Origin of the sequence: Lautropia mirabilis (assembly GCF_900637555.1) — a bacterium.
Lineage (GTDB): Bacteria > Pseudomonadota > Gammaproteobacteria > Burkholderiales > Burkholderiaceae_E > Lautropia > Lautropia mirabilis.
Window position 1 is genome coordinate 313,517 of the sequence record NZ_LR134378.1, and the last position, 22,050, is coordinate 335,566.

At 67.5% G+C, this 22,050-nt stretch carries 13 protein-coding genes; 7 read left to right on the top strand and 6 right to left on the bottom strand.

What is annotated here, in order from left to right; translation table 11 throughout:
• Positions 1 to 67: 67 nt before the first annotated feature.
• Positions 68 to 889, bottom strand: a complete 822-nt coding sequence (gene epsE / locus EL249_RS01305; protein WP_005674844.1) for a polysaccharide export protein EpsE — start codon at positions 887 to 889, stop codon at positions 68 to 70.
• A gap of 303 nt (positions 890 to 1,192) precedes the next feature.
• Positions 1,193 to 2,527 carry an outer membrane beta-barrel protein gene (locus EL249_RS01310; protein WP_040530209.1) on the bottom strand — a complete coding sequence of 445 codons (1,335 nt, stop codon included), beginning with the start codon at positions 2,525 to 2,527 and terminating at the stop codon, positions 1,193 to 1,195.
• A gap of 321 nt (positions 2,528 to 2,848) precedes the next feature.
• Here EL249_RS01310 and EL249_RS01315 point away from each other — a divergent pair, with 321 nt between their 5' ends.
• From EL249_RS01315 to EL249_RS01345, 5 genes are all read left to right on the top strand, one after another.
• The gene (locus EL249_RS01315) at positions 2,849 to 4,246 is read left to right on the top strand and encodes an undecaprenyl-phosphate glucose phosphotransferase (protein ID WP_005674841.1); all 1,398 of its coding nucleotides are present in this window, start codon (positions 2,849 to 2,851) and stop codon (positions 4,244 to 4,246) included.
• Between the two features lie 225 nt (positions 4,247 to 4,471).
• The gene (rpoH, locus tag EL249_RS01320; protein ID WP_005674840.1) at positions 4,472 to 5,368 is read left to right on the top strand and encodes an RNA polymerase sigma factor RpoH; all 897 of its coding nucleotides are present in this window, start codon (positions 4,472 to 4,474) and stop codon (positions 5,366 to 5,368) included.
• A gap of 168 nt (positions 5,369 to 5,536) precedes the next feature.
• Complete coding sequence (locus tag EL249_RS01335; RefSeq protein ID WP_005674839.1) at positions 5,537 to 7,699, top strand: Ig-like domain-containing protein; 2,163 nt, start codon at positions 5,537 to 5,539, stop codon at positions 7,697 to 7,699.
• Between the two features lie 354 nt (positions 7,700 to 8,053).
• Complete coding sequence (locus EL249_RS01340; protein ID WP_005674837.1) at positions 8,054 to 10,720, top strand: Ig-like domain-containing protein; 2,667 nt, start codon at positions 8,054 to 8,056, stop codon at positions 10,718 to 10,720.
• Positions 10,721 to 11,014: 294 nt separating this feature from the next.
• Entirely contained in the window at positions 11,015 to 15,103 is a 4,089-nt protein-coding gene (locus EL249_RS01345) for an Ig-like domain-containing protein (protein WP_005674836.1), read from the top strand.
• Positions 15,104 to 15,221: 118 nt separating this feature from the next.
• Here EL249_RS01345 and EL249_RS01350 read toward each other — a convergent pair whose 3' ends face one another.
• From EL249_RS01350 to EL249_RS01365, 4 genes are all read right to left on the bottom strand, one after another.
• A complete protein-coding gene (locus EL249_RS01350; RefSeq protein WP_040530206.1) occupies positions 15,222 to 16,691 on the bottom strand; it encodes an OmpA family protein in 1,470 nt (489 codons plus the stop codon).
• 47 nt (positions 16,692 to 16,738) lie between these two features.
• A complete protein-coding gene (locus EL249_RS01355) occupies positions 16,739 to 18,280 on the bottom strand; it encodes a coiled-coil domain-containing protein (RefSeq protein ID WP_005674834.1) in 1,542 nt (513 codons plus the stop codon).
• A gap of 79 nt (positions 18,281 to 18,359) precedes the next feature.
• A complete protein-coding gene (locus EL249_RS01360; RefSeq protein WP_083799646.1) occupies positions 18,360 to 19,049 on the bottom strand; it encodes an SCO family protein in 690 nt (229 codons plus the stop codon).
• 233 nt (positions 19,050 to 19,282) lie between these two features.
• On the bottom strand, positions 19,283 to 20,161 hold the full coding sequence (locus EL249_RS01365) for a methyltransferase domain-containing protein (RefSeq protein ID WP_083799580.1): 879 nt from the start codon (positions 20,159 to 20,161) through the stop codon (positions 19,283 to 19,285).
• Positions 20,162 to 20,262: 101 nt separating this feature from the next.
• On the opposite strand from EL249_RS01365, the gene EL249_RS13090 reads away from it, so the two are divergent.
• On the top strand, positions 20,263 to 21,045 hold the full coding sequence (locus EL249_RS13090; RefSeq protein ID WP_169311703.1) for a ComF family protein: 783 nt from the start codon (positions 20,263 to 20,265) through the stop codon (positions 21,043 to 21,045).
• 450 nt (positions 21,046 to 21,495) lie between these two features.
• Entirely contained in the window at positions 21,496 to 22,047 is a 552-nt protein-coding gene (locus tag EL249_RS01375) for a tRNA (cytidine(34)-2'-O)-methyltransferase (protein WP_005674831.1), read from the top strand.
• The last annotated feature ends 3 nt before the right edge of the window (positions 22,048 to 22,050 follow it).

Genomic DNA, 22,050 nt, shown 5'->3' on the forward strand with positions numbered 1-22,050 from the left:
CGAAGGCGCCGTTTCCAGGATGCCGACCAGCGTGGCCGGCATCGTGAGGGATCGGACCGAAGGCCGATCAGAAGATGCTTTCGCGCACGAAGATCAGGTCGTCCGGACGGATCGGATCGTCGAGCTTGGGCTCCAGCACCTGGATGTTGCGGTCACCCACGCGACGGTGCAGGCGGATGCCACGGTCGGTACCACGCAGGGTCAGACCACCACCCTTGGCCACGGCCTGGGCCACGGTCATGCCGCGGTCAAGCACGTACTGGCCCGGACGCTGGACCTGGCCATAGACGTAGTAGTTGGGGGCCTTGTTGACGAAGATGGTGTCGCCGGCCTGCAGGACCACGTCCTTGCTCAGGTCGCCGGTGCTGAACATCTCGACCAGGTCGATTTCCAGACGCTGCGGACGGCCATTGCGGGTGGTCATGAGCAGCACGTTGTTGGAGCCGGTCTCATTGACGCCGCCCGCCACCGAGAGGATCTCGGACAGGCGCATGCCGGTGGTCTCCAGCGGGTAGCGGCCGGGGTTGGCCACGTTGCCCAGCACCGAGACCTGCTGGCTGCGGAACTGCAGCACGTTCAGGGTGACCTGCGGGTTCTGCAGGAAGCGGCCCTCACGCAGGCGGGTGGCGATGAGGTTCTCGGCCTGCTGCGGCGACAGGCCGGCCAGCTTGACCACGCCCAGCAGCGGGTAGGAGATGACGCCGCTTTCGGAGATACGTGCCTCGACGGTCAGATCCTGGGACTGGAAGACCTGGATGCGCAGCACGTCGCCCGGCCCGAGCAGGTAGTCACTGCGGGCGGTCTGGGCCACGGCCTGGGACGATGCCAGACCGATGGTGGCCAGGGCCATCAGCCCCAGCACGAACTTCTTGAAGCGAGAAAGAAACATGGATGCCGTCCTATGAAGGGAGATCAGCTTGCCCGAAGGGCTGCGAACGGAAAGGGGAGTTGCCCCGCGCAAGAATCAAACGCCCGGGCACGCCAAGCGGCCGACAGGCCGTGAACGCCGATTCTAGACCGGCCTTTGTGGCGCCAGCGTGAATGATATCCCTTGCTTTCGTAAGATTGTCCAGCAAAGGCGAGCTGACAGCAGGTGCAATGGGAAGGAGTGCCTGAAACGACCAGGCCCCGGGGGAAACCGGGGCCTGGTGACGTGGCCCGGGTCAGGCCCGGGCCGAAAGGCAGGGAAGGGTCAGAACTGAACCTTCAGGCCGACGCCGAAGACGTTGGCCTTGTAGTCGAGGTTGGCACGGTTGGAGTCGCGCTGCTCACGGGAGATGCTGGCCATCAGGAACATGTTGCGACGGAACTCGTAGTCAGCCTCGGCACCGACCATGTAGATCTTGTCCTTGCGCTCGACCTGGCCGGCAGCCAGCTGGTCACCCTTGTAGCGACGGTCGTAGAAGCGCAGGTACGGCTCGACGGTGATCTTGCCGGTGGCCTGGATGGTCGGGCTGAAGTTCAGCGACCAGGTGTCGGCGTAGGAGCCGGTCACGGCGTCGTCATCCGGCTCGATGGAGCGACCCAGCGAGGCGCGCATCTGCACTGCACCGCTGACGGCCCACTCGGTGTCGAAGCCGGCGGTCAGGCCACGGAAGTGGCGGTTGCCCTGGTCGTAGTCACGACGGGTGTAGCCGACGAAGCCGCCCAGGCTGCTGTCCTCGCTGGGACGATACTGGACGCGGGCCTGCAGCGAGTCCTCGTCGTAGTCGTTCTTGCGGCAGTTGTTGTTGCACAGCAGGGCGGAGCCGTCGTCACCATAGCGCTGGGCCGACTTGTACTCGCCGCTGGTGGCACGGTAGACCAGGTCGACCTCGATGCCGGTGCCCGGGGCATAGCGCACGCCGCCTTCGCCCGACTTCAGGTCATAGTCGGTGTCCTTGTAGACTTCCAGCGAGTTGCGGCTGCGGACGTAGTCGACGCCACCGATGACCGACCAGGCCGGCGTGAAGCGGAAGCCGGCGTTGAAGAACAGGTTCTGGGTGCTGATGTTGTTGCGGTCACCCGAGACGTTGGTGGTCTGGTTGTAGATACGGTCCTGCACCGTGGGCTGGCGGCGGTCCAGCTTGATGCCGGCACGGCCGAACAGCGGACGGCCCACGACCCAGTCCAGCGTGGAGCCGACGTTGTAGCCCACGTGGTCGAAATCGTCGTATTCCTTGTACTTGAAGCCCTCGACCTCGGCGTTGGCGCGCAGCCGCTGCTGGCTGATCAGGCGGTCGAACTCAATGCCCATGGCGCCCGTGAGGTAGGTGTCGCCTGCTTTCTTGTTGCTGTAGATGCCAGCCTGGGACTGGTTGTTCAGACGCAACATATTGCTATCGTGCGTAACACCGACGCGGCCGGTGAGCTTGATGACGTCAGCCTCGGCGTTGGGGGTCCAGTCCTGATCAGGCACTTCCAGCTGAGCCTGTGCCTGGGCAGCGCTGGCCGCCAGGCCACAGAAGATGGCTGCCACGGCAGCACTGGCTGCGCGCAGTGCCGGGCGCCGTGCGGCTTTTTTTTGTGTTCCGATGATTTCTTTCATGACTACCCTGTCTTAAAAAGCTCAGAATGGGGCATGGTACCGCCACCGACGGTCCTGCTCTGCTTCCACACTAATGCATTGAGCCGAACATGCCAAGCCCCCGACCCTTGCCGTGTGAACACTGCCCGGATTCCCAAAGCTGTTGCCTCTGTCGACGTCCCGATCCCGCCGGTTCCCGAGCCCTCGTTCGTGAACCCTGACACAGAAGCGCCAAACCGATTACCATCGGACGGCTGCCCCCAGCCGGCCGGTGTTGTATAAATAACCCCCAGCAGACTCCTGATCCGGGCTCGCCACATTCCCGGCGCCCCGGCAAGCGGTATGAACAGCCCCACCTTCGCTTCTTCCATCGTTCCCATCCGGACCGGCAATCGCAGCATCCTGTCGCTGGTCAAGTCAGTCATCGATCCCATCCTGGCCGTGGCCTGCCTGCTGGTGGTCACCGTGGCCGCCGGGCACCCCCTGCGCGCCCAGGAAATGGTGCTGGCCGTCCTCACCTTCGTGCTGAGCTACCCTGGCAGCGTCCCCTTCCGGGTCTACCAGGCCGGCTACCTGCGTCACCTGCTGGGCAGCTGGGGCCTGGTGGTGGGCCTGCTGCTGGTCTTCGGCCTGATGATCGACGCACTGCGACAGTTCGACCAGAACGTGCTGGCCACCTGGGTCATCGCCACCCCGGTCGTGCAGGCCGTCAGCCACTGGCTCTCGCCCATGCTGCTGCACAAGGTCATCTCCATGCGTCCCGAGCAGACCGCCATCGTGGTGGCGGCCAACAGCCTGGGCCGCACGCTGGCCCGGTCCATCCAGGACGACCCGCTGTCGCAGACGCGCATCATGGCCTTCTTCGACGACCGCACCCCGGACCGTCTGGGCGAGGTGACGGAAGCGCCGGTGGCCGGCGGCTTCAGCGCGGTGGCGCAGTTCGTGCGCGCCAACAAGATCGACCAGATCTTCATCGCCCTGCCCATGGCCTCGCAGCCGCGCATCCTGAAGCTGCTGGAAGACCTGCGTGACACCACGGCCTCCATCTACTTCGTGCCCGACATCTTCATGTTCGACCTGATCCAGGCACGGGTGGATTCGGTGGGCGGCCTGCCGGTGGTGGCCGTGTGCGAGACGCCGTTCTACGGCACCACGGGCGTGCTCAAGCGCCTGTCGGACATCGTCATCGCCTCCATCGCGCTGATCATCACGCTGCCCATCACGCTGACCATCGCGCTGGCCATCCGCCTCACGTCCAAGGGCCCCATCATCTTCAAGCAGCGCCGCTACGGCCTGGACGGCTCGGAGATCAACGTCTACAAGTTCCGCTCCATGCGGGTGCAGGAAAACGGCCCCGAAGTGCGCCAGGCCACCAAGAACGACGACCGCATCACGCCGGTGGGCCGCTTCCTGCGCAAGACCTCGCTGGACGAGCTGCCGCAGTTCTTCAACGTGCTGCAGGGCCGCATGAGCGTGGTCGGTCCCCGCCCCCACGCGGTGGCCCACAACGAGACCTACCGCAAGCTGATCAAGGGCTACATGATCCGCCACAAGGTCAAGCCCGGCATCACCGGCCTGGCCCAGGTCAACGGGGCGCGCGGCGAGACCGACACCATCGAGAAGATGGAGCTGCGCATCCGCTACGACCTGGAGTACCTGCGGCACTGGTCGCTGCGGCTGGACCTGAAGATCATCCTGAAGACCATCCTGGTGTCGTTCCGCGACCCGAACGCCTACTGAGACCGCGCAGGCATCACCCCCGAAGGCCCCGTCAGCTCCGGCTGTCGGGGCCTTTCCACAGAAGGCCGCGCATCCTGTCATCGAAACCCCGCCCTCCCGCGTTTTCTGCAGGAGCCGCAGGGGCTTGACAACCCACGACATTTTTGAAACAAAAAAAGCTGGCACTCCCCACGGTGAAGTGCTAGTATCTAACCCGCTAGTCATTTACAGGAAACAACTGCCACGATGACGACTCACTCCGTTGCACTTGCCACTCGCCAGACCGGTGTCGTTGCGCCTGCCGTTCCGTCACTGGGCAACCTGGACGCCTACATCTCTGCGGTCAATCGCATGCCCATGCTGTCCGCCGAGGAGGAGTCCAGCCTTGCGCGGCGTTTCAAGGAGCATCAGGACGTCGACGCTGCCCGCACGCTGGTGACTTCCCACCTGCGGCTGGTCGTGTCGGTGGCTCGCCAGTACCTGGGCTACGGTCTGCCGCATGCCGACCTCATCCAGGAAGGCAACATCGGCCTGATGAAAGCGGTCAAGCGTTTCGACCCCGATCGCTCGGTGCGTCTGGTGTCATTCGCGCTGCACTGGATCAAGGCCGAGATCCACGAGTACATCCTGAAGAACTGGCGGCTGGTGAAGGTGGCCACCACCAAGGCCCAGCGCAAGCTGTTCTTCAACCTGCGCTCGATGAAGAAGGACCTGGACACGCTGACGCCCGAGGCCGTGACCGACATCGCCGAACAGCTCAACGTCCGCGAGAAGGACGTGACCGAGATGGAAACGCGGATGACCGGCCACGAGATCGCGCTGGAGCCGCAGGGTGACGACGAGGAAGGCGCGGGCTTCGGTCCGGCCGCCTACCTGGCCGCCCCCGGCAGCGAGCCCACCGAGATCATCGAGGATCGGCAGCGCGACTGGCTGCAGACCGAAGGCCTGTCCAACGCGCTGGCCACGCTCGACGAGCGCAGCCGCAACATTGTGCAGTCGCGCTGGCTGCGTGATGAGGACGAAGGCGGGTCGCGCACGCTGCAGGACCTGGCCAACGAGTATGGCGTGTCGGCCGAGCGCATCCGCCAGATCGAGGCGCAGGCCATGAAGAAGATGAAGGCGGCGCTGGCCAGCTACGCCTGACGCGCCCTCGCCGGGGCCCCGGGCCCCGGCACGCACGCCGGGATTGATGGGTGTGCCGACAGTGGCGCGTCAGCCACAGCGCGGCGATAATAAGACAGTCCCAGTCTGGCAACGTCGGCCCGACGGACGCTCTGTCATCGCCGCTGAACGGCGCATACCGCATATCCCATGGCTCTCGTCATCGAAACCCGTTCCTCGCACGGGTCCGTCTCGCGCACCCATCTCCGGGCTGGCACCACCCGCGTCGTCGTGCGGCCGGGCGACACTTTCCGGCTCTATGACGAGGACACCGGCAAGGCGCCTGCCAAGGCCGTGGTCAAGCAGCTGGACAACAGCATTCTCGTCGACAACCTGGCCGACGGCGCCCAGGGGGCCGATCAACCGCAGGCCGTGGAACTGCTGGGCTTCTACAGCTCGTGCAGCGTCAGCTCGCCCTGCCATCTGGAACTTCCCGAAACGACGTCCGGCACGGTGGACATCACCCCGGCCACGGGCGCCATTGGCGCACTGTCGGACGGCTCGTTCGTGCTGGTGGATCTGGCCCAGACCAGCGGTGCGGCCGCAGGCGCAGCCGCCACGAAGGGGCTGGAGGGTGCCACCCCCGCAGTCGCAGCGGGCGCAGATCATGCCGCCGAATCCGGCCCCCTGCTGTCCGAATCTGCCCGCCCGGTGATCTATGGCCTGGGCGGCGCAGCCGTGCTGGGCCTGGCACTGGCTGGCGGGGGCGGCGGTGGTGGCGGGGGCGGTGAAGCCCCGGTTGCCAATACGACTGCGACCCCTGCCCTGCCGCCCACCACACCCGCAACACCCGCCGCCCCTGCGGCACCCACCACGCCGACGGTACCGCCGTCGGTCACGGACCCCAGCTTCACGGTGACGCATTCGTCGGTGGCCAAGGGCAAGGTGCCCACGCTGACGGGCACGGGCACCGCCGGCGGCACGGTGAAGATCGACGTGCATGCCGGCGGCGGCGCAGCGGTGGACGCCAGCTATACCGTGCCGGTAGGGGCTGACGGCAAGTGGTCGGCCAACCTGGCCACGCTGAAGCCCACCACGGGCGCCCTGCCCGCGGGCGGGCTGAGCACGGCCACCAGCCTGTCGCTGACCGAGACGGTGAACGGCAAGACGGCCACGATGCCCGATTTCAAGCTGACGGCCGACGACACGCCCCCGACGGCCCCCACGATCTCGCCGGTCGGTACGGATGGCCTGCTGGGCGCCGCTGCTGTCGGCAAGCCGCTGGCGGTCTCGGGCCACGGTGAGGCCAACAGCCTGATCAAGCTGACGCTGGGCGCGCAGAGCCTGGAAACGGTGGTGGGCGCGGACGGCACCTGGGCGGTGACGCTGCCGGCCAATGCCCTGCCCGCCACGGGCAACGCCACCCTGTCAGTCACGGCCAGCGACCTGGCCGGCAACGTCTCCACCGCCACCACGCAGACGCTGACCGTCGACACCACGCCGCCCCCGGCACCGACGATCCAGTTCACCGGCGGCACCGACAACTATGTGAACGCCGCCGAGAAGGCTGCCGGCGTGACGCTGGCCGGCACGGCCGAAGCCGACAGCACGGTGAAGGTGACGGTCGGCACCGTATCGCATGACGCCAAGGCCGGCGCCGACGGCAAGTGGAGCGTGGCCTTTGCCGGTGCCGAACTGCCGGCTGACGGCACCCATCTGGTGACGGCCGTGGCCACCGACAAGGCAGGCAACGCCTCCGCACCCAGCGCCGGAACGCCCATGGTGGTGGACACCAAGCCCCCGGTGCTGACCGACACGCACGCCGGCGGCACGGATCGCGTGCTGAGCGGGGTCCCCTTCCTGATCACGGGCAAGACCGAAGCTGGTGCCTCGGTGCAGGTGGAGTTCACGCTGGCCGACGGCAGCAAGCAGGTCCAGACGGCCGTGGTGACCGACACCGGCCCGGACTCGGCCAACTGGACCCTGCCGACACCGATCGTGGCGCAGGGCAACCCCATCGGCGCCAAGCAGACCACGATCCACATCACGGCCACCGACAAGGCCGGCAACGTCTCTGCCGTGGATCACACCTTCGCGATCATGTCGCAGAGCTTCCCGTTCGGAACGGCTCCAGCGGGCAGCAACACGCTGTCCCTGAAGGCACTGACGACCGGATCGGAAGGCGACGCCATCCAGAAGGCCCAGGCCTCGACCGGTGATGCGCTCTCGTTACCACTGGCACAGACCGAGCCCTCTTCGACGCCGCTGCCGGCCACCGCCAGTGCTGCATCGTCAATCGCGCCCAGCAGCGCGCAGCAGCTCTCCTTGCTGCTTTCGCAGGACGAGCTGCAGCAGGGGCTAGCGCACCTCTGAACCCTGATGCCCGGCGGTTTCTTCCGCCGGGCGGTGGGGCACATGGCGGGACGTAAAAGGAGACCGTGGTCCGGCCCGCAGGTGCGCACACGTAACAAGCCGTCACGAGACGCACACAAAAAATGCGGTTTGTGCATGCCACAATGACCTGTTTCAATACACCTTTTTTTGACGAATGGTCGAATCCGGCCGCCGGACTGCATCCGATGTCTCATTGAAGCGTCGGTTTGCATGACACTCGGCGACACCGGGCCATGTATTCGCCCCCTGGGCACCTCATGAACGGGTGCCAGGCGGCCATGTCGGAACCGCCCGGCCCGGCCTTCGTCAGACCACAGGACGGAAGACAGGATCATGGCAGCAAGACTGAACATCCAGCGCACGGGTGACGGCGGGGTCGAGCAGCTCCAGCTCAAGCCCGGCAACAACAAGCTCAGGGTCGTGCCCGGGCGCACCTTCAACCTGCAGGATCCGGACGGCCAGCCGATTGATCCGTCCCAGCTTCGCGTGCTGCAGGTGGACAACGACCTGATCATCGAGAACATCCCGGTGGAAGGCAGCACCGAAACGGCCTCGGTGACACTGGAAGGCTACTACCAGGTGTGCAGCGCCACTGACCGTTGCACGGTCAGCGTGGGCGGTGAAGACGCCGCCGTCGCCCAGGGTGCCGAAGGCCAGGAGAATCTGGGCACCACCGAGAACAGCCAGGCCACGGTGCTGGCAGACGTGAGCACCAAGCCCCTGGGCGCGCTCTCGGACGGCACCTTCGTGCTGTACGACACCGGCTTCCAGGCCCCCGAGCAACCAGCCACCGAGGATTTCCCCATCCGTCCCGTGCTGTACGGTGCAGGCGGTCTGGCCGTGGTGGCCCTGGCCGCCGGTGGTGGTGGCGGCGGCGGTGATCCCTCCGGCGCCCCCAACCTGGGCGACGTGCCACTGGCGCTGAAGTCGGCCACCTCGTTCAACAACCGCTTCCCCACCATTTCCGGCACGGCCAAGCCCGGTACCGTGGTGACCCTGCGCCTGGACACCGACAACGACCAGCGCGAGAACGTCACCTACTCCGCCACGGCCGACGCCAACGGCAACTGGAGCGTGAACCTGCAGTCCGCCAAGCCCGCTACCGGCAACCTGCCGGCCACCGGCCTGTCGGACAGCAACACGCTGGAAGTGTCGGGCGCGCTGGATGGCGTGCAGGGTGCCGCGCTGCCCGTGGTGACGCTCACCTATGACAACACCCCGCCGGCCAGCGCCGAGATCGCCGCAGTGAGCGGTGACAACATCATCACCGCCGCCGAGAAGACGGCCGGCGTGGCGGTTTCCGGCACGGCCGAAGCCAACGGCACGGTCGAACTCAAGATCGGCGGCACCACCAAGCTGGTGGCCGTGGATGCCGAGGGCAAGTGGAACACCACGCTGTCTGCCGCCGAACTGCCGGCCGCCGACGGCCAGTACCCGCTGACGGCCACGGCCATCGACGCAGCCGGCAACCGCGGTCCGGCCGCCACCTCCTCGGTCACGCTGCACACCAACAGCAAGGCCCCCGTCATCGGCAGCATTGCCAGCGATGACATCATCAATGCCGCCGAGGCGGCTGCCGGCGTGAAGCTGCAGGGTTCGGCCGAGGCCGGCTCGAAAGTGGAGCTGACCTTCGGCACCAACAAGGTGGCAGCCACCGCCGACGCCAACGGCCACTGGGAAGTGACGGCACCAGCCACCGGCATCGCCGACGGCAAGTACACGCTGACGGCCGCCGTGACCTCGCCAGCCGGCGGCACGGCTTCGGCCACCCGCGCCTTCACCGTGGACAAGACGGCACCGGCCAAGGCCACCAACATCAAGCTGGACGGTGGCGACAACGTCATCACCGCCGCCGAGGCACGGGACGGCGTGCACTTCACCGGCAACGCCGAAGCGGGCTCCAAGGTCTCGGTGACCTGGAACGGCCACACCCACACCGGTACTGTCGGCAGCAACGGCAGCTGGGACGTGCAGTTCGTGCCCTCCGAGCTGCCCAAGCCCGCCGCCGGTGCCACCGCCAGCAGCACCTACCAGGTGACGGTGACGGACGCTGCCGGCAACACCAGCGGGGCAGATAGCCACGCCGTGACGGTGCAGGGTGCCCCGGCACCGACCATCGCGCCGTCGCCGTCCGCACCTGCGCCGGCCACGCCAGCTCCCGCGGCGCCAACCACACCCGCACAGCCCCCTGCCTCGCCCAGCCCGGCACCGGCCACACCCACCAATCCGGACACCAACACGGGCGACACCTCGGCACCGCCAGCCACCAACCCGTCACCTGCCCCAGCGCCTGCCAATCCAGGCGCAGGCGATACCACGGCACCGGCACCCGCCAATCCGTCACCCGCTCCAGCGCCCTCCACGCCTGCGAATCCGGGCACGGGTGACACCACGACGCCTGCCCCCGCCAACCCATCGCCCACCGCTCCACCCGCGGCCAACCCTGCGCCCACCACGCCGCCAACCGCCGACACGCCTGATCCCGCGACGCCGCCAGCCGCCACCCCGCCAGCTGCATCGCCCTCGGCCCCACCTGCGACGCCGGGTGCGACCGGCGCCAACGACACCGTGACCCCGACCGACGGGACCACGACCGGCGCGACTGCAGGCGCCGCAGCACCGGCTGCCGACGCGGCCACCGACGCGACCAACTCGTCGACCACGACCACGACGACAACCACGACCAGCCCGCCAGCAGCCCCCGCAGCGACCCCGGCAGGCTCCCCGGCCGCTGGTGCTGCCGCCAGCAGCAGTGCCCCGACACGCTCGCTGGCCACCAAGTCGCTGACCGACACGGATGATTCCACGGACACGTCGAGCACGTCGCAAAAGAGCCTGACCCTGGACGATCTGACCAGCAGCAGCGCCGAGGAGTCGCTTTCCAGCGCCCCCGCAGCCGCCCCCACGCCGACGGCGCCGCCGCCGGCACCAGTCAGCACCACGGCCACCGTGGATTCGCTGGTGGGCACGCAGCCCTGGGATCATCACCCCACGGTATGACGCCAACGGGAACGGCCCAGGCCGTTCCCCCGCCGTCTCACCAGGCCCGCCTCATGGCGGGCTTTTTTCTGTCTGCCATCCCGCTGTCTGGCATCCCGCCGATGATGACTGGCCAGCCCGCTCAGCCCGATGGCTCACCCGACAGGTGAGATCGTCTGTAAAAAACAACGACTGCCGCTTTACCTGACACTTGAACTCGCAATCTATCCCTGTCGGCGCGTAGGACATGTGGGCGGATGTAAACCGTTTTGATAGGCTTGCAAGATAAGGATACATCCCTACGGAACGAGCATCATGGCAGCACGATTCGAGATCTATCGGACGCAGGACGGCGGTGTGGAACAGCTGCGGCTCAGGCCCGGCGAGAACCGGGTTCGGGTGCTGCCCGGGCGACAGTTCCGGCTACAGGATTCCAACCTGGACGCCGAACAGCTGCGAGTCCTGCAGGTGGACAGCGATCTGGTGATCGAGAACGTGCCGCTGGACGGCGATGCCGGCACCGCCTCAGTGATTCTGGAAGGCTACTACCGCATCTGCAGCGCCTCGGACCAGTGTGCCGTGACGGCCGGTGGCGACGAGACTGTGAGCATTCCGGACGCGGCAGAAGGTGCCGGGGGCGCCGTACTGCTGGCCGACGTGAACACCAAGCCGCTGGGCGCGCTGAACGACGGCACCTTCGTGCTGTATGACCCCAAGTTCGAGGCCCCCATCCTGCCCGTGCTGGGTGACGTGCCCACCAAGCCGCTGCTGTACGGCCTGGGCGGCGCGGCCGTGCTGGGCCTGGCCGCAGCCGGTGGTGGTGGCGGGGGCGGCGGCGATGGTCAGGCGCCCCAGGGCAACATCTCGCTCACGCTCAAATCCGCCACCTACTTCAACACGCGCTTCCCCGTGCTGAACGGCACGGCCGAACCCGGCTCCGAAGTGCAGGTGCGCATCGACACTGATGGCGACCAGCACGCCAACGTCACCTACACCACCAAGGCCGACGAAAACGGCAACTGGGCGGTAGACCTGAAGACCGCCACGCCCAGCAGCGGCACGCTGCCCGCCACCGGCCTGTCGGACACCAACAGCCTGGAAGTGGTGGGTTCCAACAAGGGCGTGCAGAGCACCCTGCCGCTGACCACGCTGCACTTCGACGACACGCCGCCGGCCAGCGCCGAAGTGGCGTCCGTGGCCGGTGACAACATCATCACTGCCCCGGAAAAGGCCGCAGGCGTTGCCATCAGTGGCACGGCCGAGGCCAACGGTTCGGTGGAACTCAAGCTGGGCACGGTGACCCGCCTGGTGGCCGTGGACGCCAACGGCAACTGGAGCACCACGCTGCAAGCCGATGACCTGCCCGCTGCCGATGGCTCCTACACGCTGAGCGCGACCGCCATTGATGCCGCCGGCAACCGCGCGCCGGAAGTGACCAGCAAGGTCATCATGAACACCACCGGCACCGCCGCCATCATCGGCACCATCAGCGAAGACGGCTACGTCAACGCCAAGGAAGCGGCTGCGCCGGTGAAGGTGATGGGTACGGCCGCGCCCAACAGCAAGGTTGCGCTGTGGCTGACCGACGAGAAGAACCCGCTGGCCGAGGTCCAGGCTGATGCCAACGGCAAGTGGGAAGCGGGCGTGCCGCTACCGGCAGGGCTTGCCGACGGCAAGCATGCGCTGTCGGTCACCACCACCAACGCCCAGGGCAACACCGCCACCAGCAAGGCCGAGTTCACGCTGGACAAGACGCCGCCCGCACCGGCTGCCAACCTGAAGCTGGAAGGAAACGACACCACCATCACCAGCCTCGAAGCCAAGAACGGCGTGAGCCTGAGCGGCACGGGCGAAGCCGGCACCAAGGTGACGGTCTCCATCGGTGGCGGCAAGACGCAGACCGCCACGGTGGGCGCCAACGGCGGCTGGAAGGTGGAATTCAAGGAAGGCGATCTGCCCATGCCCGGCCAGGGGAACAGCACCAACACGGCCTTCAACGTGGTGCTGCAGGACAAGGCCGGCAACGACAGTGCCGTTGCCACCCAGAACGTGACGCTGCAGGGCCCGCTGAGACCGCTGTCCACCCCCCTCATCAGCACGATTGCCGGCGATGACATCATCAACGCCGCCGAGGCCCAAGGTGCCGTATCGGTATCCGGCATTGCCGACGCGGGCTCGATCGTCCATGTCAAGCTGGGCAGCAGCACGGACACGGTCACGGCCGGCATCAATGGCGCCTGGACCGCCCAGTTGACGAACCTGTCCAAGGTACCCGACGGCAGCTACGACGTGACGGCAGTCGCCTCGCAGCCAGGGCGCGCAAACTCGGTCGCCGCCGCGCACAAGGTCACCCTCGACAAGACCGCTCCGGGTCAGCCCACCAACATCAAGACCAACGGTGGCGACACCACCATCAGCGCTGAAGAGGCCAAGACCGGCAAGATCACCTTCACGGGCGATACGCCGACCGGCGCCCAGAATGCCGATACGGTGACCGTGACCTGGAACGGAGTGTCGAAACCGGGCACCGTCACCAACGGCAAATGGAGCGTGGACTTCGATTCGGTGCCCTCGGTACCGGCCGGCCAGGCCAGCACCACGGCCGACGTGACTGTGGTGGCCCACGACAAGGCGGGCAACAACAGCACCACCGCCAAGCAGACCATCACGGTGCAGAACAGCGCCTTGCCATCCTTGGCCCCGACATTCGACCCCGTCGCCCAGGACGATATCGTCAATAAGGCCGAGGCGGGTAGCGTGAACATCTCGGGTACGGCGGCGCCCAACGCCACGCTCCAAGTGGTCATCGGCACTCGGCCCCCTCAGTCCGTGACGGCCGATGGCCAGGGCAAGTGGATCATTGAGGGCCTCAACATGAGTGGGCTGCCCGACGGCAAGTACATCATGTCGGCAACCGCCACTGCTCCGGGGGGCACGACGTCGGCTCCCGCCAACCACGAGTTCACGGTCGACAAGACACCGCCCAGTTTGCATTTCTCCGGTTTCGCAAAGACTCAGACCATCGCACCTGAAGCTGCGAAGGGCGACTTGACCTTCCGTGGCTCGTCGGGGGAGGCTAACACCACGCTGTCGGCCACCTGGAACGGCAAGCCCGTCCCCATCAGCCACACGGTGGGTTCATTCTGGAGGGTCACGGTTCCTGCCGCCGACATTCCCCCCGCGCCCGCCAATGGCACGGCCAAAGCCGCGCTGGTCGTGACTTCCACCGACAAGGCCGGCAACACGGCCGAGACCACGCTGGACGTGACGATCCAGGGTGCACCGGCCGTCACGCGCCAGACCACCGTGAACGGCAAGGTCGCAAATGACGACGTGATCAACGCCGTGGAAGCCAATGGCGTGGAAGTGTCGGGCACGGCCGAGCCCAACTCCGACATCCGCGTGCAGGTGCCGGGCACGAAGGTTGCGACCACCGTCCGGTCCGGCGCCGATGGCCTCTGGAAAGCGGCCCTGAACTTCACTGGTCTGCAGGATGGCCAACATACCATCGAGGCCACCGCCTCCCAGCCTGGCAGCACCTCGACATCCGTGGGCACCCACACGGTCACGCTGGCCAAGACCCCACCGGCCAAACCCACCAACCTGCAGTTCGACGGCCACGCCAGCAAGGTCATCACAGGGGCGGAAGCCACCGATGGCGTCACCGTCACGGGCGATGTAGCACCGGGATCGAAGGTGCAGGTCCAGCTGGGCACAACCACTCGGCCGGCAGACGTCGACGCTGCCGGGCACTTCTCGGCCACGCTGCCGGCCCCAGCCGTCACCCCGGGTGGCTCGCAGCCCTATTCGGTCACCGTGACGGTGGCCGATGCCGCCGGCAATAAGCCGCAAAGCTGGGCCGAACGGATCGAGGTGCAAGGCCCCGCCCTGAAGCCGGCAACGCCGGTGCCCGCCGCCGTCACAACGGCGGCACTCACGCCCGCCACTCCGGACGCAGATGCCGACGCGGCAGGCGGTGCCGCGGCGCAACCGGCCACACCCACCACACCTGCAGCGGCGCCCGCAGCGGATGCGGCCGCCCAGCCCACTACCCCGGCAGCGCAGCCGTCCGCCCTCGGCATCGCCGCGGGGGATACCCTGGGCAAATCGCTGGCCACGGCCAAGGCGCTGCCCAGCCATCAGGGCAGCCGCCTGTCTCTGAACGAGCTGCTGGACCAGAGCGAGACGCTGTCGCTGCCGGGTGAGGCATCCAGCGCCGGGTCGAATGCCGCCACATCGGCTGCCGGCAGCACGGCAGGCACGGGGACGCCCCCCGCCGCAGCGGCCGCTACGGACGTGGCGACGGCCGTGGAGTCCAGCGCCACCGCACTGAGCAGCACGGCCACGGTGAACACGCTGCTGGGCACCCAGCAGCCGTGGGAAACGACGCACCCTGCGCTCTGAAGGCCCTGAAAAGCCCGGAAAAAAGCCCCCCGCCCGGTAGCAACGGGCGGGGGGCTTTTGCGTTCAGCGTGTCGTGCGCGGGTTCAGGGCGTCGCCCGCCGCCCCTGACCTTCCTGTCTCAACCCACCAGAATGTCCACCCGGCGGGCGCGCTGCAGCGTGGCCTTGTCGGCGCGGACCTTGGTGCGGGGGGAGGTCTTGCCGGCACCCACCACCGTGATGCGGGCCGAGGAGAAGCCCCCTTCGCTGATGGCGCCTGCCACGGCACGCGCACGGCGCTCGGACAGGGTCTTGTTGTAGGCGGCGGAGTAGCGCGGATCGGCGTAGCCGGTGACACGCACCCAGGCGGTGCGGCCCAGGCAGGCGCCCAGCTGCTGCAGGCGGCGCGTCTCGGCCGGCGACAGGCTGGAACTGCCCGACTTGAAGAAGATCGGCGCGGACAGTTGCTTCAGCGACCGCGGGCAGCTTCCGGCTGCAACGGTGCGCAGGTTGCGGCTGTCGGTAGCGGCCTGGCGGGTATCGCGCGCGTTGCGGCTGTCGCGGCTGTTGCGGGCATCTCGTGCCTTGGTGGCAGCATTGCGTGCATCGGCAGCCTTCTGCGCGTCGGCCTGGGCACGGGCGTCCCGTCCTGCCAGGCGGTTGGCATCGGCCAGACGCTGGGCACCCTGGGCTGCTGCACCGGCGGCAGCCAGACGGGATGCTCCGGCAGCGCCTGCCTCATCACGGGCCAGCACGCGGTAACCGTTGGGGACTTGGGCGCGGATCAGCTCCAGCGTTTCGCGGCCCTGGGCGGGCGTCTGGGCACCGCCAAACACTTCCACCACGTCGCTGCGCACACGCAGTTCGCTGATGTTGCGTTCACGGACCAGGGCCACCAGGGCGGTCAGCTGCGGCTCCCAGCGGGCAGCGGCATGACCATCGATGTGGCGCAGGCGCAGACTGCCCTCGACGGGCTCGCCCCGGGCGCCCAGGCGAATGGCATTCATCCACTGGTTGCGGGTGTCGTCGTCGGGCACTTCGCCCGCCAGGCGGATGCCACCTGCCGGATCGTGCGCCAGCGAGAAGCTCGGCGGACCGGGCAGCTCAATCATCGCGTCGCCCGTGGCGGGCCTGGGTGGCTGATCATCGTCCTCGGGGGCCATCACCGATTCCCCAGCGGGAACGGCCGGGCCTGCCTGGCTGTCGGCCATGGCATCGGCCGGTGTCCCGTTCGTGGCGGCAACGCCGGCCGACAATGCGGCAGCCTTGTCCTGCGGAGCATTGTCCTTCGAGACAGGGGCCGCCCGGCGGTCATCCGACGGGCCGGCGCCCTGGACATTGGCCTGCCGCCCTGCGCCCTGCCCATCCTGGCCCTGCGCCGATCCGGCTGCCTGGGCAGCCTGCCTGCCCAGAGGCAGCTCGATGGATTCCGTATGCGTGTTGCCGGAGGCGGAGGCAAGCTGCTGCTGCGCCTCGTGCTGGGCATCGCCCTCGCCCTCCTGCACGCCGAACAGCGTCAGCAGCAGGACGAACAGCAACAGGACGCCCACTTTCAGCGAGGTGAAGCGGCGCACGGACTCGGGCGGATGCAGTGGCGAAGGTGATGGCATGGCGTTCCTGCGTCAGGGGCGAGTCGAGGGCGGACAGATCGGAGCGGTCAGGGCCTGTGGGCCTGGCCGTAGGGGTGGCTTTCCGGCGGGGTGCCGGCAGGGTCGGCCGCGGCTGTGTGTCCGGAGGAGCCGGACGCATGCTCGGACAGCACGTGGGCGTCGGAGACATCGCCTCCAGAGCGCCAGCCCTGCTCGTGCTGCTCCGCGTCGACCACTTCGGCCACGACGTGCTCGACCGTCCGCTCGCGGCGCGGGTTGACGAAGACGGAAGCCAGTCCCTCGTCGGCTTCAGCCTCGTATTCATCACCGGCGTCCGATCCCCAGACCATGGCTTCCTGGTCCAGCGTGGACTCGGCGGTCTCGGCGCCTTCGTCGTCGGCAGCGTGCGCATCATGCGCGGTCTGCGCCTCGCCGGCGGCTGCATCGTCACCCGACTGCACCGTGGCTTCAGCAGCTTCCGTCGAAACGGTCTCGGAGGCCTCATCGGCCGACGTGTCCTGCGCCGTGGCGCCCATGGCAGCCACCGTGCCTACGGCGACACCCGCGGCTGCAGCCACCCCGGCGGCAGCCGTTTCCGCCACCGGCGTTTCGGCGGCAGGCATCTCAGCTGCCTGCTGGGCAGCTTCCTGCGTATCGTTGGCCTGGGGGGCACCCGGCCGGCGGCGCATGGCAGCCAGCAGCCCTGCGGCCACGTTCTCGCGCTTCTCGCCCTTCAGCTCGGCCTGCAGCTCGTCCAGTGCCACCCAGTCCTCGGCCAGGAACAGGCCGGCCTGCTCGGCCCAGCTGAGCGGGTTGGCCAGTGCATAGCGCGGACCAGCAGCTTCCATCAGGCGGGTAAGTTCACCCATGGAGGTCTCGGCCAAGCGCTCGAAGGTGCGGATGCCGGCCTGGTTGAGCAGCTCGACGGTGCGGTCATCGATGCCCACCAGCGCCTGCAGACGGTCACGCCCTTCGGCGGTGCGATAGTGCTGCTTCAGCAGGTGCTTGACGGCCTCGTAGCCGGCCGCGTCATTGGCAATGCGGTTGGCGTGGTAATTGACGGAAGCCTCGCGGTCGGCCACATCATGCTCGCGGGACAGGATGCGCCCTTCCCAGCTCTGCATGGCTTCCTCGCGGTTGCTGACCACCGCCACGCGGCGTGCCAGCTCGGCCTCGGTGCTTTCCAGCGTGTCCAGGCGGCGGTTGTAATTCACTTCCTTGGAACGCAGCTGCTCGCCACGGGCCGCGATTTCCTTTTCGCGCTCGTTCAGCGTCAGGCCCATGCGGTCCAGGTCGGCACGGCGCTTCTCGATGGCCTGCTCCACGCGGGACAGATCGTCGGAGCGCTCTTCCACACGGCGAGCCTGCTGCAGCAGCTCGGCATCACGGCTGGCCAGCGAGGCCTGCAGATCGGCCATTTCCTTTTCACGCAGGCGCAGCGTGGCCTGGCGATGACCCAGCTCGGTCTGCTGGGCCAGCAGCACGCTTTCCTGCTGGGCCAGGGCCTCGGCCTCTTCTTGCGCCTTCTTGCGCCAGTACAGGAAGTCGATGGCGAATTCGATGGCCCAGCCGATCAGCAGACCAAGGACGAGCCAACCCAGTGCGTTCATGCGAAAGAGCCTCCGGACCCGTGCGATGCGTGTGGCACGGGCTTCAGGTGGAAACGAAACGGTCGAGAGGACGCCGGCATCAGGCCGCCAGCAACTGCTTCAGGTCGCTGACCACGTTATCGACGGGGTCAGTGTAGCGCACCAGCAGGCGCAGCTTGCCGGTCTTGTCGATGACATAGGACGCGGCCGTATGATCGAGCGTGTAGCTGGAACCGTCCTGATTGGGCACCTTCTGGAAGAAGACGCGGAATTCGCGCGCCACCTTCTTGGTGGCCGCCATGTCGCCGCGCAGGGCGATGAAGGACGGGTCGAAGGAATGCACGTAGGCCGGCAGCACCTCGGCCGTGTCGCGCTCGGGATCCAGCGTGACGAACACCACGTCCAGCCGCTTGCCGTCCGGGCCCAGTGCGTCCCTGATTTCCTTGGCCTTCAGCAGCGTGGTGGGGCAGATGTCCGGGCACTGCGTGAAGCCGAAGAACAGCAGCACCACGTGGTCCTTGAAGCTGGCCAGCGTCACGGGCTTGCCGGTGCTGACATCGGTCAGCGACAGCTCGTTGCCGTAGTCGGCGCCGCCCAGGTCGGTGGACTTGAACGTCATGCCCTTCTCTTTCGAGCAGGCAGCCAGACTGCCCATCAGGGCGCCGCCCCCCAGCCACAGGGCTGCGGCCGGCACGGACGACAGCACACGCCGCCGCGACAGGTGCGGCGTGCCCAAGGCGTGATCGACGGATAGGGGAAGACGACCGGGAGAGGACTCAGGTGATTTCATGACCATGGAGGGTGACCAGGCGGCTTGCGAAGGAGAGGGATGCCCGGGCATGGACACGCGCCCATGCCGGCATGATGCGGGCCCTGTCGACATCGCGGAACAGGGGCCGGATGCGAACCGCCGGCCACCTCGACGCTGCAAGCGACAAATATTAACGCAGGAAGGCGGTCACCACGGAAATTGTGAAGACCGCGTTGCAGGCAGCGCGCCTGCCCACGGGGCGCGACGCCTCCTCAGCCGGGATGGGCGCCCCGGCGAAGGATGTTGATGGGCGCCAGCCCGTCGGCCCGCGCCTTCTGCGCCGGCACCCAGGCATGACCGAACACCAGCTCCACCGTGAGCGCAGGCACGCCCGCCTCCGGCGCCGCCGGAAAACCCATTCCGGCCAGATCCGCCTGCAGCGAAGCCGTGGATTCATAGGCCAGCTGGATGTGTTCGGTGTCCATCACCGGCGCATCGAAGCCGGTCTCCACCATGGCATCGCCCCAGTCGTGCATGTCCTGCAGCGACGGCCACTGCCCTTGCGCCCCGTGCTGCCCCAGATTCTGTGCCGACGAATCCGGCACCAGCGCACGCAGCTCGCGGCAGGTATCCACCCCCAGGGCCGAGAACACCAGAAGCCCATGCGGCTTCAGCACCCGATAGCACTCCTTCAGCACCGCCAGCGGATCGTCGAACCAGTGGAACACCAGGTTCGACCAGACCACCTGCACACTGTTGGCCGGCAGCGGCAGCCGATGCGCATCGGCCGCGATCCAGTGCGGCGGACGGGTCTGGGGCTTCTCGCGCACCCGGATGCGCGCCAGCAGCCCCTGCAGGCCGCGCCGCGCCCGCATGTCCAGCCGGTGCTGCTCGATGAGCGGCTGCTCGGCCATGTCCAGCGCCAGCACCTGCGCCTCCGGAAAACGCCGGGCCAGAACCGGCAGCGACCGGCCCAGACCGCAGCCCAGATCCAGCACCGTCTCCACGCCGTCCAGACGCATCGGCTCCAGCCGCTCGTCCAGCCGACGCTCCACCTCGGCCAGCAGAAAATCTGCCCGCTGGGCGCCCGAACGCTTTTCATTGAACGACCGGCGCAAGGCGGCACGGTCCAGACCGACTGGCTTAAGCATGTCGGCGAGTATAGAAGAGGATGCGCGGCGGATGGGGGGCGTTTGGATAGGATGGAACCAAGAGCCCCCGGTGTCATTCCATCCTTGCCTTCTCAATGGACATGCCAGCCTCTCCTCATGCCGTGATCTGGCAGCAAGGCCGCCACTGGCTGGGCCAGCTGACCGCCCGGCTGCTGCCCCGCGCCTGCCTGCTGTGCGAAGCACCCTGCCTGGACCAGCCGCTGTGCGCGCACTGCCGGGAGGCGCTGCCGGGGCGTGGGCGCCTGCGGTGCCCGCGCTGTGCGCTGCCCCTTTCTGCGCGGCCCCTTTCAGCAGATTCAACCAGCCCCGCCCTGCCATGCCCCCAGTGCCAGCAACACCCGCTGGCGCTGACCGCCACCTTTGCGCTGGCCGATTATCTGCCGCCGCTGGACCGGACGCTGGTCGCCCTGAAATTCGGCCAGCAACTGCAACTGGCTCGCCCCCTGGGCGGGCTGCTGATGGAGCACCTGCTGGCTAATCCCGCCCAGCCGCTGCAACAGGTGGACGCGCTGGTGCCGATTCCACTGTCCGGCCCGCGCCTGGCCGAACGCGGCTTCAACCAGAGCCTGCAACTGGCCCGCGGCATGCGCGCCCACGCCCCCAGCACCTGCCCACCCATCCGCACCGACTGGCTGCTGCGCATGCGCGACACCGCCCGCCAGTCCAGCCTGCCCCGCGCCCAACGTCAGAAGAACCTGCGCGGCGCCTTCAGCGTGCCGGACCCCAAGCGCGTGTCCGGCCAGCACCTGGCCCTGGTGGATGACGTGATGACCAGCGGCAACACACTGAACGAAGCCGCCCAGACCCTGCTGGCCGCCGGCGCAGCCTCGGTCATGGCGCTGGTGGTGGCGCGCACGCCGTAGGCCGTTGGCGGTGGGCGGTTGGCGGTTGGCGGTTGGCGGTTGGCGGTTGGCGGTAGGTGGTAGGCGGTAGGTGGTAGGCGGTAGGTGGTAGGTGGTAGGTGGTAGGTGGTAGGTGGTAGGCCAACGCATGCTGTCCCATGAGGGGGCGACGCGCGCCGTAGCCCCGGGACACGCCGGCCCATGACGGGCGACACGCGCCGAATCCGACCTATCATCCTGCATGAGGGGGCGGTGAAGCGCCTGAGGCGCTGAACCGACCGAAACTTCTGAGCGAAGAAACCCGAAACAGCGTCATTATTCAGAATCATGAATTCTGATCGCTTCAAATATGACGGCCCAAGACCCGTTTCGGCCCTAATCGCTGTGAAATTACGGTGCCGAAACAGCACCAAAAGCACCCCAGCCCCAGAACCGGCCCCCAACACCATCCATCCTTCAGACCCAGCCACCGTGTTCCACGTCGTCCTTGTCCAGCCCGAAATCCCGCCCAACACCGGCAACGTCATCCGCCTGTGCGCCAACACCGGCTGCGCCCTGCACCTCATCGAACCGCTGGGCTTTCCCATCGACCACGCCAAGATGCGCCGCGCGGGGCTGGATTATCATGAATTCACGGCCATAACCGTGCACAAGAACTGGGCAGCCTTCCTGGACAGCATGCGGGCTTCCATGGCCGCAGCATCCGGCTCTTACCCGCAGGCCGCGCCCAGCCAGACACCCCACAGCAACGCGCGACAAATCCCCTTCTCCGGCCGCCTGTACGGCCTGAGCACCAGCGGCCACAAAAGCCCCTACGACCATCGCTTCCTGCCCGGAGACTGCCTGGTCTTTGGCCGCGAGACCTCCGGCCTGCCCGACGACGTGCAGGACAGCCTGGGCACCGACCACCTGCTGCGCCTGCCCATGCGCCCCCACAACCGCAGCCTGAACCTGTCCAACGCAGTGGCCGTGACCGTCTTCGAGGCATGGCGGCAGCAGGGGTTTGAGGGGGCGGCGCTATGACGT

Bases quoted from the DNA above. Each gene is read 5' to 3' on its own strand.
- epsE (WP_005674844.1), bottom strand. From the start codon at position 889: ATGTTTCTTTCTCGCTTCAAGAAGTTCGTGCTGGGGCTGATGGCCCTG.
- EL249_RS01310 (WP_040530209.1), bottom strand. From the start codon at position 2,527: ATGAAAGAAATCATCGGAACACAAAAAAAAGCCGCACGGCGCCCGGCA.
- EL249_RS01315 (WP_005674841.1), top strand. From the start codon at position 2,849: ATGAACAGCCCCACCTTCGCTTCTTCCATCGTTCCCATCCGGACCGGC.
- rpoH (WP_005674840.1), top strand. From the start codon at position 4,472: ATGACGACTCACTCCGTTGCACTTGCCACTCGCCAGACCGGTGTCGTT.
- EL249_RS01335 (WP_005674839.1), top strand. From the start codon at position 5,537: ATGGCTCTCGTCATCGAAACCCGTTCCTCGCACGGGTCCGTCTCGCGC.
- EL249_RS01340 (WP_005674837.1), top strand. From the start codon at position 8,054: ATGGCAGCAAGACTGAACATCCAGCGCACGGGTGACGGCGGGGTCGAG.
- EL249_RS01345 (WP_005674836.1), top strand. From the start codon at position 11,015: ATGGCAGCACGATTCGAGATCTATCGGACGCAGGACGGCGGTGTGGAA.
- EL249_RS01350 (WP_040530206.1), bottom strand. From the start codon at position 16,691: ATGCCATCACCTTCGCCACTGCATCCGCCCGAGTCCGTGCGCCGCTTC.
- EL249_RS01355 (WP_005674834.1), bottom strand. From the start codon at position 18,280: ATGAACGCACTGGGTTGGCTCGTCCTTGGTCTGCTGATCGGCTGGGCC.
- EL249_RS01360 (WP_083799646.1), bottom strand. From the start codon at position 19,049: ATGAAATCACCTGAGTCCTCTCCCGGTCGTCTTCCCCTATCCGTCGAT.
- EL249_RS01365 (WP_083799580.1), bottom strand. From the start codon at position 20,161: ATGCTTAAGCCAGTCGGTCTGGACCGTGCCGCCTTGCGCCGGTCGTTC.
- EL249_RS13090 (WP_169311703.1), top strand. From the start codon at position 20,263: ATGCCAGCCTCTCCTCATGCCGTGATCTGGCAGCAAGGCCGCCACTGG.